Consider the following 13184-nt stretch of genomic DNA (forward strand, 5'->3'; position numbering starts at 1 on the left):
GCTAAGAAGTTCTTTCCAATTTTGTACACCCCGGATTAACGGAAATAAGACAAAATATCTAATTAATATTTTGGCGGGCAACGCTCATTAAAAGCTTAATTCTATTGATTTGATTAACTTCGCTTACACCTGGATCATAGTCAACAGAGATGATATTTATGTCATTGTAGCGTCGTTTGAGTTCTTTCATAACGCCTTTGCCTGTAATATGGTTTGGCAGACATCCGAAAGGCTGTACGCAGACAATATTTTTTACACCGTCTTCTATAAGTTCTAACATTTCAGCGGTCAGCAGCCAGCCTTCGCCAGTTTGATTACATACCGAAATAATATCGGAAGCTTTGTGTGCTAAATCTTTTGTTGTCTGATATGAATGAAAATGCTTGCTTTTTTTAAGGGTTTTTCTTATACCAGAACGAAGTCTTTCTATATAACTGCTTGCAATAAGTGACATAACTTTGTTTTTAAAGCTTCCGGCGAGATATTTATGTTTGTATATATCATCAAGCATACAATAATTTATAAAATCTGTCATATCGGGAACTACTATTTCCGCTTCTTCTTTTTCTAAAACTGAAACCAAATTATTGTTTGCGTAAGGATGAAATTTAACTAAAATTTCCCCAACGATGCCGACGCGCGGTTTTTTTACCTTTTGGGCGACTATGCCGTCAAAATCTTTGACAATTTTTTTTACGGTGTTTTTGAAATCAAAGTACAATGTTTTTCCTATTCTGTCGGAAAGCCTCATAAGCCATGTTTCAACTAAAGCATCCGTCTGTCCCGAATGAACTTCATAAGGGCGCATGCGGTTTGACAGTCTCATAAGCAAATCGCCGTAGAGAAGTATAAGCAGAGTATCTTTTAACATTGAAAAAGAAACACCCAGAGATTTATTGAGTGAAGAATCCGTAGTGCTTAAAGAAATTACCGGTACATTTTTAAAGCCTGCTTTCTCTGCGGCTTTTCTTAAAAAACTTGCATAATTTGTAGCTCTGCATCCGCCGCCTGTCTGGGAAATTATCATTGCGGTCTTATTTATATCGTATCTGCCGGATTTTAAAGCGTTTATAAGCTGTCCAACGACAACTATCGTTGGGTAACACGCATCGTTATTTACGTATCTTAATCCTTCTTCAATATCGGCTTTATTAACTTCAGGCAAGACTTCTAATTTTATTCCATAATTGCGCATAACAGAACCTGCGAGGCGGAAATGTACGGGGGACATCTGAGGGCATAAAATGGTGTGAGAATCTTTCATATCTTTTGTAAATTCTGAAAACTTCGAGACCTTCGTCCCTTCAAAAATAGTATCTTTAAATTTTAATCCTTTTCTTTCTTTTATTGCGGCAAGTAGCGAACGTATGCGTATCTTCACCGCGCCCAAATTAGAACCTTCATCTATTTTTAGGACTGTATAAATTTTGCCTGATTTTGAAAGAATCTCTTCCGTTTGTTCCATTGTAATCGCATCTAGTCCGCAGCCGAAAGAATTGAGTTGTATAAGCTCTAGACTGTCTATTTTTGTAGCGAGATTAGCGGCGCGGTAGAGGCGAGAATGATACATCCACTGGTCGACAAAACTAATTTTCGGAAGCGGTCCCGACAGATTTGCCACAGAGTCTTCGCTTAAAACTATTACTTTGTAAGAGGCAATTAAATCTGCGATGCCGTGATTTATCGCCGGGTCAATATGATACGGCCTTCCCGCAAGAATAACTGCCGGTTTTTTGGTTTCTTTAATTTCCCTTATAAGCACCGTCCCTCGTTTTCTTATATCTTTTTTAAACAGGTTAAGAGCAGCTCTCGCTCTAAGTATTGCAAAGACTAAATTCTTTTTTGTTATATTGAAATCTTTGAGTTCTTCAGCAAGTCTGTGTATAAGTCTTTTAATATTGTCAAAAGGCAGAAAAGGCTGAAGAAATTTTATTCCTTTTTCTTCTAAAGCGCTCATATTTAAACGTATAACTTCAGGATAGCTTCCCACTATAGGACAATTATAATGGTTGGCAACATCTTTAAATTCTTCCACTTCATACGGTATGCACGGATAAAAAATTATTTTAATGCCTTTTTCAACAAGATTTTCTATATGCCCGTGAACCATTTTTGCAGGAAAACATACGGTTTGTGACGAAATGGTGTCAAGTCCGCTGTTAAATAAAACGTTCGATGATTGATCCGACAAAACCACTCTAAAGTCGAGTTTTGTAAAAAAGGCAAACCAGAAAGGATAATTTTCGTACATATTTAAAACACGCGGTATGCCGATTTCGCCTCGCGGCGCTTTTTCCAAAGGGAGCGGTTTGTAATAACTAAAAAGGCGTTTGTATTTGTAATCAAACATATTAAAAGCGAAACTCTGCTCTTTTTTATTCTGCAAAACATTTTCGCATCTGTTGCCAGAGATAAAGGTTTTGCCGTTGGGGAAAACAGTTATATTAAGCAGACATTTATTTTCGCAGCCTTTACAACGCGTAGTTCTCATTTTACATACAAATCCTGCGAGTTTTTCCTTAGATATAAGCGAAGTTGAATATTTTTTATTCTGCATGGCAATGATTGCAGAGCCGAAAGCTCCCATAAGTCCTGCAATGTTGGGACGAATAACTTCTGTTTTTAAAAGAATTTCAGTAGCTCGCAGGATACCGTTATTAAAAAACGTGCCACCCTGAACAACGATATGCCCTCCGAGTTCTTCGGGATTGTTTATTTTTATGACTTTATACAAAGCGTTTTTTATAATGGAGTAATCTAGACCTGCGGAAATATTGCCCGCGCTTGTGCCCTCTTTCTGCACCTGCTTTATTTTAGAGTTCATAAAAACCGTGCATCTAGAGCCTAAATCCGCAGGTTTTTTTGCAAACAGCGCCAGCTGTGCAAAATCCTGCAGCTCATAATTCATCGACTTTGCGCAACTCTGCACGAAAGATCCGCATCCCGAAGAGCAGGCTTCGTTTAAAGCTATTTTATCTATAAGTCCATTTTTAACGTATATACATTTCATATCCTGTCCGCCGATATCCAGGATAAAAGACACTTTCGGATTAAAATAATATGCTGCCTTATAGTGGGCTATTGTTTCAACTTCTCCATGATCAAAATTAAGTGCAGCTTTTATCAATGCTTCGCCGTAGCCGGTAATACATGCGCCCGCTATATGTGCCTTGCGGGGAAGTTCCTCATAAATGTTTTTTAAAACGTTTATTGCAGACTGTAGTGGAGTTCCATCGTTTGAACCGTAATAAGAATATGCTATCGCTTTATCTTTGTTTATTAAAACCGACTTAGTGGTTGTAGATCCCGCGTCGACTCCCAAAAACAAATCCCCTTCGACGTCTTTAACTTTAACGGCAGGCGTTTCGTTATGGCGCCGAATAAACATTTCATAATCTTTTTCGTTTACAAACAGCGGAGGCAGAACTTCCGACGCGCTACGCAAAGGTTTGTACTTAAGATTTTTAAATTTTTCTTTTAAACTTTTTAGCGTAATTTTATCGCCTTTGCCTAACAAAGCCGCTCCGAAAGACACGAAGAAGTGTGCATTGTCAGGGGAAAATACGTTTTCAGGTTTTAATTTTAACGATTTAATAAAAAAGTTGCGGAGTTCTGATAAAAAGAAAAGCGGTCCTCCGAGGAAACATACGTTTCCTCTGATTGTGTGTCCTCTTGCCAAACCGCCTATAGTTTGGTTGACGACAGCCTGTAAAATGCTTGCCGCTATATCTTCTTTTGATACTCCATCGTTCAAAAGCGGCATGATATCAGTTTTTGCAAAAACGCCGCACCTTGCGGCTATTGGATAAACTGTTTTATGGTTTTTTGAAAGTTTGTTTATGCCTGCAGCATCAGTCTTAAGCGTCTGTGCCATTTGATCTATAAAAGCACCAGTGCCGCCGGCACACGTTTCATTCATTCTCTGGTCTGTTAAAGCGTTGTCAAAAAATGTAATTTTTGCGTCTTCCCCGCCCAGTTCTATTGCAACATCGACTTTTGGGAGAAAGGTTTTTATGGCTTTTGTGCAGGCTATAACTTCCTGCTCGAAATATATATTTGCTTTACGCGATAAATCTATTGCACCTGATCCCGTTGTACAAATTGTAAGATTTGTAGTTTTCAGTTTTTCCGGAGTTTCATCAATTAAACTGATAATCGTATTTAATAAATCCGACTGATGCCTTTTATAGTTGCAGTAAATAGGTTCGTTATTTTTATTGAGTATTGAAAGTTTAACGGTTGTAGAACCTATGTCAATTCCTGCACTGCCCAATTCGTATTCTAATTGATTCCCCTGCTTATAAAATGTATTCATTTTTATGTATTTATGTAGGTTTGTAAAATATCAGCAATAACACTTTTATAATATCAAAATTAATTTGTTTAGTAAAGCTAATGTAAAACAAAATTGACGGTAGAAAATAAATTTGATACTCTAAAAAAAAGATTTATTGTGTGTAAATAAATAACGCGTATATCGGGCAGTTAGCTCAGCTGGAAGAGCATTTCCCTTACAAGGAAGAGGTCGCAGGTTCAATTCCTGCACTGCCCACTATTGATTATTCCTCTTTCTTTATCTCTCTGCAAAAGAAGTCTTTAAAAAAACAACCGGCAACAGAATATTCCCAATCAATCCCGCTATTACTTATATGTTATATATCATTGGGCATTAAGCGCCGTCGCTGTGAATTTGGGCCAGAGCTGTTTGTTCACTAACGAATAATTTTTTATCTTATAAACTTAAGTTTTGCCTGTCATCTTAAAGAACTATTCTCTCTTATTTGTCCTGTTGATGGAACAAAATTCACGAAACATCTTGTCTATTTTCTTCTTAGGATTTTTCAAAGGCTCTGCTTTCTCAGAATGATAACGACTTTAAAGGTAAATTTTTAATTAGGTTTATATATTAATCAGATAAATATACGGCATTTTAAAATTGATGATGGTTTTTCAGTTGTCAGATTTCAATAGCTCAACAGCTTTATTTTTAACAATACCAATACTAAGCAAGTTCATGCGTGGATAAAACGAGTAAATTCAATATGGACATTCTATTTACAAAAAGAACGAAGTATCGACCCGGTCTTTTAAATAAGCTGTCGGTTATTTTTGCTTGTCTTTACGAGTAGAGTAGAAACTTACGTTTTAAACAATTGAAAGCAACTTTAAATGTCAATGAACCTTTTTCAATATATTATGATTACATTTCAACGATAGAGATTGTTTTGACAGGACATTGTCTAGTAATATCCTGTTTTTTATTCCGCCTTTTTGAGGAAAAAAAAGAAAACGCACGGGCAGGCAAGACAAAAAGGTGAAAAGAATTTAGTTTTATGACCGCTTTTTAGGATGAAAGGGAAACGGAGGAATGCTAACATAAGAGTTTATGTTTTACGAGCTGCAAGATTGGAAGAGAGGACTAACCGCAATGTGATTTTTGAGGTTTTATGACCAATCCATTTGTTGAAACTATCCGGCATAAAATGATAAAATAACTTTTTATTATGGCAAAACTCAAAATAAAAAAATATGGCGATCCTGCTTTAAGAAAAAGAGCAGAAGCGGTTTCAGAAATTAACGAAATCATAAAAGAACTCGCTTCCGATATGCTTGAAACAATGTATTCCGCTTCGGGAGTAGGTCTTGCTGCTCCGCAAGTGGGCATTTTACTCAGGTTTTGTGTTATTGACGTGGATCCAAATAAAAAATCTCCCATTGTTATGATAAATCCTGAGATTATTTCAGGCGAAAACAAAATAACCGCTGAGGAAGGATGTCTGTCTTTCCCGGGTTTTTACGGAAATGTAAATCGTTTTGAGAATATTATTGCCGGATACACTGACTTAAACGGCAATAGACAAGAAATAAAAGCGCAGAATTTTCTTGCTAAAGCCCTACAGCATGAAATAGACCATTTAGATGCAAAACTTTTTATAGATTACCTCCCGGACTGGAAAAGAGAGTCTATTGAAAAAAAAATAAAAAGGAAGAAAAAAGCAGGCGATTGGTGAGGATATTATTTTTTGGCACAGCTTTCATTTCAGAAACTTATCTTAAAGAATTGCATAAAAAATGCCATGAAATTTTTGTCGTAACAATGCCGGATAAACCTGCTTTGAGAGGTCAAAAACTTATTTATCCCGCAGTAAAGGTTTATGCCGTAAAAAACAATATCAGTTTCATCCAGCCTGAAAAATTTACACTTGATGTTATTGAAACAATAAAGAATTTCGCCGCGGATACAGGTGTTGCTGTAGCTTACGGCAAGCTCATTCCGAAAGTTGTTTTTGACATTCCAAAATACAAAACTTTTAATATACATTTTTCACTTCTTCCCAAATATAAAGGGGCGGCTCCTGTTCAGCATGCTTTATGCAGAGGAGAAACAGAAACGGGCATATCTTCTTTCTATATTGAAGAAGGACTTGATACCGGCGGCATAATAATTCAGGAAAAACTTAATATAAGTATAAAAGATAATGCGGAAACTCTATTAAATAAGCTTATTCTTTTGGGTATAGACGTTATGAATAAAACTCTCGAACTTTTTAGATGTGGAAAATGCGATGCAGCATCTCAAACAGGTGATCCGAGCTTTGCCCCGCCCCTTAAAAAGATAGACGGTTTAGTCAACTGGAATAAGAGAGCGGGCGAAATATATAACCAGTTTAGAGGCTTATATCTTTGGCCGGGAATATACTCAACAATTTCGCAGGGCAAACTCGTGGGTAAAAGAATCAAATTTAGGGAGATAGAAGTATTTGACAGCGATTCGATAAATAAAGATTCCGGAATTGTGTACTCGGCAGAAAAAAACAGGGGGTTTACGGTATCATGCGCCGTCGGCAGTATTTTGGTTGTAAAAATGCAGTCTGAAAATAAACCTGTCGTGTCCGCATGGGATTTTATTCAAGGCAGGCAGATTTCTGCGGGCGACCGTTTTTAAATTATTATGATATAATGAAATAGTTGTAAAAATTGACGCTTAATCCTATAAACCTGCCAGTACTCAACGACTAAAACCTTAATTTGTTGCCCGGTTCGGCATTCGGTATGATGCCGGCAGGAGCGGCGGTCTAATTTTTTCACAGCACGAATTGTTTCGCAGTTAAACAAATCAAATAAGGAGGATTTTGCTATGGCAGTCGAAATCAATAAAAACAATTTTGCACAGGAAGTATTATCGTCAGATAAACCGGTGTTGGTTGATTTTTGGGCGCCTTGGTGCAATCCTTGTAAAATGCTTTCCCCGATTATTGAAGAACTTGCCGCTGAATATGAAGACAGTGTAAAAGTAGGTAAAGTAAATACAGATGAAAATATGTCTTTATCAGCAAAATTTCAGATTGTTTCAATTCCGTGCCTGATTTTGTTTAAAAACGGTAAAACGCTACATAAAACAGTTGGATTCAGATCTAAAAACGATATAAAAAAGATTATTGACAGTGCACTTATGGTAGGGGATGAATAGAATGAGTTACTCAAAAGAAGTAATACCTGTTATTGAAAATGTTATGCCTTTAGCTGCGTATATTAAACATGAATGTCTAGATTTAAAGAAGAATACGATATCGCCTTTAAAACTTCAAAAATCGTTATATTTCTTATTTGCGTATTGGGGAGGATTCATAAGAAAAAGTAAACAGATTCAACAGACAGTACCTGCGAAATGTAATAATAATGAAGAATCCAGCTATTATAGTGATTATTCAGAGTATTTGTATTACTCAAAAATAGAAGCATGGATGTATGACCCCTGTACTTCCTATTGTTTATAAAGAACAAGATATTGATAAATACTACAATCCCCAATTTATTAAGGAAAATTTTGTAAAAGAATTTGTAAACGATTTATTATTTCAATTGTTTAAAATTAGTGATTTTAGACTGGTTGATATAGCACATTCTGACAGAGTTTGGAAAAAGTATTTCGACAAACAGGAAAAGCATCATAAGACTGAAATGCTTCTTGAAGAAATAATCGATGAATACGTATCCAAAATTTAAAGTATTTACTTCAGATGATCCATCAAAATTAGATAGAGAAGAATCCTTAATTTTAAAAGAGTCTACATATTTCCCCAAAGATAAGACAGCTAAAATTATTGCTTTGAAATCTTTAAAGTCAAGAATTTTAAGGATTTATCTTTTACAAATTATTTATCCAGTAATGAATGCAAAGAATATAATATTTTAAAAAAGGTATAAGTATTTTGGATATATTTTATATAGAAGATACAAAGGGAAGCAATATATACAAATTAAAACGCTTATGCTGTATAATGTCAAGGTATAGAAATAGAAAATGTTATTCAAATTGTTCAAAGCATTATGGAAAATGTAAGGACAGAAACATACCAAAAATACGAAAATGTAGATATAAAAAAGATAAACGACTCCCCTTGAGAATTTTTTTAAAAGAAATAGACAATTGCTTTTATATATGTTTGATTGACTTGTATCACATGGGTATGGGTTGGCCTGCTACGAACAAAAAAATTGGGAAAGAGGATTTGCAGGGATTATATAATGGTCATAAAAAGTACTGTATATCAAATATTCAGAATACATAATTTTTTATAGCTTTCATTTGCATCATTGTAAATGCCTATCTCCAACACACTAAAATTAAATGAGAAATCTATTCTTGCTTGCTTGTGAAATTATTTAAAATATAGACTTATGATATGAAGCAATCGGTTTCATTTTAAAGTTAAAAAATGGATAAAGATAAGCCAGGCAGTTTTCATGATAAACAGTTTCTCCATCTATTTTATTAACGAGGTGTAATTCCGTATTATAATATTTTATCCAATCAATAATAAAAAGGGGTATTATGTGATATACGATGTTATTATTATTGGAGGCGGACCTGCAGGACTGTCGGCGGCAATTTACGCTTCAAGAGCGAGATTAAAAACGCTTATTATAGAAAAAACAGGTTGCGGTGGACAGATGACAACAACTGATTTGCTTGAAAACTATCCGGGTTTTAACGGAGGAATTAATGGTTTTGAGCTTGCCGTAAAACTTGAGAAACAGGCAAGAGATTTCGGCGCGGAAATAATTTATGATGAAGTCGGCGCTATTGAACAGGGACTGTCGAAAAAGGTGATTACCACAAATTCCGCTTATGAAACTAAGACTGTTATTATTGCCGCGGGGACGTATGCAAAAAAAATGAATATACCCGGCGAGTCAGAGTTTATGGGCAGGGGCGTGTCTTTCTGTGCTGTATGCGACGCTCCTTTTTATAGAGATAAAAACGTATTAGTTGTCGGCGGAGGTGATTCTGCAATCGAGGAAGCTGCTTACATATCAAAATTTGCAAAAAACGTAACTGTTGTCCATAGAAGAGACAAGTTAAGAGCTGCGAAAATTCTGCAGGAAAGAATGAAATTGCATCCAAATATTTCAGTAATATACGATTCTGTGCCGAAAGAAATTTTCGGTAGTGATTCTGTCGAGAAAGTAACGATAACAAATGTAAAGACAAATGAAAGTAAAGATTTGATAATCGACGGCATTTTTGTTTTTACAGGGTTGATTCCAAATACTTTATTTCTTTCGGGTGTTGCACTTGATAAAACGGGATATATTATAACGGATGAAGATATGAATACTTCCTCTACCGGTATTTTTGCCTGCGGCGATATAAGGAAAAAACAGCTGAGACAAGTTGTGACAGCTGCATCAGACGGTGCTCAGGCAGCTGTAAGTGCGCAACGCTGCATAGAAAATCTATGAAAAAATTTTTTATTATAGACGGAAATGCGTATATCCACAGAGCGTATCATGCTTTGCCACCGCTTTCTACTTCAAATAACCGTCAGGTCAACGCAGTTTACGGTTTTGTAAAGCTTCTGCTTAAAATCAAAAATAGTTTTAAGCCGGACTATATGGCAGTTTGTTTTGATTATCCGTCAAAAAATTTCAGGCATGAAATTTTTAAAGATTATAAAGCAAACAGAAAACCTCTTGACAAAGCACTTATAAGCCAGATGCCGATAGCAAGAGAAGCCGTAAAAGCTTTAAACGTTGTGGGAATAGAAATAAAGGGTTATGAAGCCGACGATTTAATCGCCACGGTAACCGGGAACAATAAAGGAAGTGGGGTACAGACTGTTATCGTAACTGGCGATAAAGATATTTTACAGCTGGCTGAAGATGAAACCGTTTTAATCTGGAACTATTCTAAAGACATTATGTACGATACGAAGAAAGTTGAAGAAAAATACGGTGTTGCGCCTAAACAGCTGTCCGATATTTTTGCTTTAATGGGAGATGCCTCCGACAATATTCCCGGTATAAAAGGCATCGGCGAGAAAACTGCGGTAAAGCTCATAGAGAAATTCGGGAATCTAGAAAATGTTTTGCAAAATGCGGATTCCGTAAAAGGAAATATGGGAAAACTGCTCAGTCATGGTAAAGAGCAGGCGTTGCTTAGCAGGAAATTAATAGAACTGAACAGACGGGTCCCTTTGGACTATAAACTTGGAGAGTTTGAAAGTAAAGATATAGATGCTGGGAAAGCCGTTTCTTTCTTTGAAAAATACGAGTTTAAAAGTCTGTTGGCTAAGTACTCCGTTAAGGAGCATGAACTTCAATTCCCTGTTATTTTGAATGAAACTCATCGCAATGAAGAAGCCGGATCCGGTAGCTTTGTGACAGACAAACCGGTTTTTGAAGTAGTAAATTCTCAAGAAAGGGCAGCTGAAGTTGCAGAGAAAATAGAGCAAGCGGGAATTTTTGCATTAAAAACCGTAAGATCCACACTCGACTCTTTAAAGACGCGGATTGTAGGCATATCATTGTGCGTTGAAAACAAAGCTTTTTATTTTCCAATCGGGCATAATGATTTAACCGCACGGCAGGTAATTTTTGAGGACTTCAAAGATATTTTCGCCCCGTTATTTTTTTCGGATAAAATAAAGAAAATAGGACACGACCTGAAACAGGAAAGAAATATTTACAGTATGTCCGGAGTCGGACTGAATAATATATATTTTGACATAATGCTGGCGTCGTATTGTTTAAATCCCGCAAAGTCACACTGTATAACCGATATATCGAAAGAGTATTTAGATTTTACGGCTGGTGTCGGAAGTTATGCATGGAAAGGAGCAAAAAAATCTTCGTTTGCGAATTCTTCAATAGAAGCCGGCGCAAAATATGCAAATTCAATTTCTGCGGCGGTTTTCGCTATATATAAAATATTTGATTTTCAGATAAAAGAGAAAAAACTTTCGCTTCTTTTCTTTGATACGGAAATGTCTTTGGTTGAAATTCTTTCCGAAATGGAAATCTCAGGCATAAAAGTTGACTTGCCTTTTCTGCGCAACTTCAACGAAAAAATTGTTTACGAACTCAAAATAATTGAAAATAATATATACAAGATTGCAGGCATAGAATTCAATATTAATTCTCAAAAACAGCTTTCTTCCGTAATGTTTGAAAAGCTTAATCTGCCTGTAATTAAAAAAACTAAAACCGGTTATTCCACCGATGAGGAAGTGTTGGTTGAATTGTCTTCTCACGAATTCCCAGCCGAAATATTAAAATACAGAGAACTCCAAAAACTAAAAAGCACTTATATAGATCCTTTAACAGATTACTGCGTTTATTACGGCAGCAGAATTCATACTATTTTCAATCAGGCTGTGACAACTACGGGAAGATTGTCGTCAACAGAACCTAACCTGCAGAATATTCCTGTAAAATCTGCCTACGGAAAGGAGTTTAGGAAAGCATTTGTGCCGGAAAGAAATAAGATTTTTATATCTGCGGACTACTCGCAGATTGATTTAAGAGTTTTAGCTCATATTTCGCAGGACACAAAATTTATTGAAGCTTTTAAAGCCGGCACGGACATACACAGCGCAACGGCAAGGGAAATTTTTAACATACCGGAAGGATATCCGCTGACTGACAGTTTAAGAAGCGCTGCAAAGTCTATAAATTTCGGCATAATTTACGGTATGTCGCCTTTCGGGCTTTCAAAACAGTTAAATATTCCATTTGGGAAAGCAAAAGAATATATCGACGGATATTTTGAAAGATACGACAAAGTAAAATTTTGGATGGAACAGATTGTCAAGCAGGCTTCAGAAGACGGATATGTGCGTACGATTACCGGAAGAATAAGATATATTCCCGAATTGCGTTCGACAAACGCTCAAGTGAGGAAAGCAGGTGAGAGGATGGCTTTAAACACTCCGGTGCAGGGGAGCTCTGCAGACATCATAAAAATTGCTATGATAAGCGTATATAATGAAATAAAACTCAAAGGTTATAAATCTTTAATGCTTCTGCAAGTACACGACGATCTGCTTTTTGAAGTTCCTGACGGAGAATCTGAAAATATGATTTCAATTATAAAAAATAAAATGGAAAATCCGTTACATTTAAGTATTCCTATAGTTGTCGATATTAAAGCAGGCAGGAACTGGGGAGAAATGAAAAAAATATGATAATAGGTTTGACGGGCGGGATTGCTGCTGGAAAAAGTGAAAGCGCTAAATATTTTGAATCGCTCGGCGCCTGTGCTATAGATGCCGACGCAATAGCGCACGAACTGACCGCCAAAGGCATGCCGGCTTTAGACGAACTGTCGAAAAGTTTTGGAGGCAGTATTTTGCTTTCCAGCGGAGATCTAAACAGAAAAAAACTTGCCGATATAATTTTTTCAGATGAGAAAGCAAAACTCAGGATTGAAAAAATTATTCACTCTCATATAATTTCGCGTATAAATGAAATAATTTCGCAAAATATAATGAGGAGCAATATAGTAATTGACGCACCGCTTCTTTTTGAGGTCGGGTTAGACAGAATATGTGATAAAAGCGCAGTTGTTCGGGTTTCGTATAATATTCAGGTAGAACGGCTAGTGCTGCGCGATAAACTAAATGCTGATCAGGCAAAAAGGAGAATTAGTTCCCAGATGCCGATGGAAAAAAAAGTTGAACTTGCCGACTTTGTAATAGATAATTCCGGATCTAAAGAAAATTTGAAAAAAAGAGTAAAGGACTTATATAAATTGTTGACATCCGAAGTAAAAATAATATAAAATTCTTTTCGTCTAATTGTAAATGTTTTTCAAATCAAAAATAATAATCAGAATGAAATAACAAGTCAAACAGTCAGTGCAATAAAGTAAAAATATCTATGTGAAATTTCTTTATAAT

The 13184-nt window shown here is 36.0% G+C and carries 10 protein-coding genes and 1 tRNA gene; 10 read left to right on the forward strand and 1 reads right to left on the reverse strand.

Features of this window, described 5'->3' with window-relative positions; translation table 11 throughout:
* Window positions 1–58: 58 nt before the first annotated feature.
* Entirely contained in the window at window positions 59–4315 is a 4257-nt protein-coding gene (locus RSTT_RS00080; protein WP_096525234.1) for an acyl-CoA dehydratase activase-related protein, read from the reverse strand.
* Between the two features lie 164 nt (window positions 4316–4479).
* Here RSTT_RS00080 and RSTT_RS00085 point away from each other — a divergent pair.
* From RSTT_RS00085 to coaE, 10 genes are all read left to right on the forward strand, one after another.
* Window positions 4480–4552 (forward strand) — tRNA-Val (locus tag RSTT_RS00085).
* 952 nt (window positions 4553–5504) lie between these two features.
* The gene (gene def / locus RSTT_RS00090; RefSeq protein WP_015423021.1) at window positions 5505–6011 is read left to right on the forward strand and encodes a peptide deformylase; all 507 of its coding nucleotides are present in this window, start codon (window positions 5505–5507) and stop codon (window positions 6009–6011) included.
* Entirely contained in the window at window positions 6008–6946 is a 939-nt protein-coding gene (gene fmt, locus RSTT_RS00095) for a methionyl-tRNA formyltransferase (RefSeq protein WP_231941953.1), read from the forward strand. Before def ends, fmt begins: the two co-directional genes overlap by 4 nt.
* 150 nt (window positions 6947–7096) lie before the next feature.
* Window positions 7097–7471, forward strand: a complete 375-nt coding sequence (gene trxA / locus RSTT_RS00100; RefSeq protein ID WP_501037343.1) for a thioredoxin — start codon at window positions 7097–7099, stop codon at window positions 7469–7471.
* Between the two features lies 1 nt (window position 7472).
* Window positions 7473–7778, forward strand: coding sequence for a Panacea domain-containing protein (locus tag RSTT_RS00105; protein WP_095558631.1), 306 nt, complete (start codon window positions 7473–7475; stop codon window positions 7776–7778).
* Complete coding sequence (locus RSTT_RS00110) at window positions 7750–8007, forward strand: hypothetical protein (RefSeq protein WP_096525236.1); 258 nt, start codon at window positions 7750–7752, stop codon at window positions 8005–8007. Before RSTT_RS00105 ends, RSTT_RS00110 begins: the two co-directional genes overlap by 29 nt.
* A complete protein-coding gene (locus tag RSTT_RS00115; protein WP_096525237.1) occupies window positions 7985–8197 on the forward strand; it encodes a hypothetical protein in 213 nt (70 codons plus the stop codon). The genes RSTT_RS00110 and RSTT_RS00115 overlap by 23 nt, the downstream gene beginning before the upstream one ends.
* 644 nt (window positions 8198–8841) lie before the next feature.
* Window positions 8842–9747, forward strand: a complete 906-nt coding sequence (gene trxB / locus RSTT_RS00125; protein ID WP_096525991.1) for a thioredoxin-disulfide reductase — start codon at window positions 8842–8844, stop codon at window positions 9745–9747.
* Window positions 9744–12470 (forward strand): DNA polymerase I, encoded by a 2727-nt coding sequence (gene polA / locus RSTT_RS00130; protein WP_096525239.1) that lies wholly within the window; start codon window positions 9744–9746, stop codon window positions 12468–12470. The genes trxB and polA overlap by 4 nt, the downstream gene beginning before the upstream one ends.
* Window positions 12467–13066, forward strand: coding sequence for a dephospho-CoA kinase (gene coaE, locus RSTT_RS00135; protein ID WP_096525240.1), 600 nt, complete (start codon window positions 12467–12469; stop codon window positions 13064–13066). The genes polA and coaE overlap by 4 nt, the downstream gene beginning before the upstream one ends.
* Window positions 13067–13184: the final 118 nt, after the last annotated feature.

It is taken from the genome of Candidatus Endomicrobiellum trichonymphae, assembly GCF_002355835.1.
In the GTDB taxonomy this organism is placed as follows: domain Bacteria; phylum Elusimicrobiota; class Endomicrobiia; order Endomicrobiales; family Endomicrobiaceae; genus Endomicrobiellum; species Endomicrobiellum trichonymphae.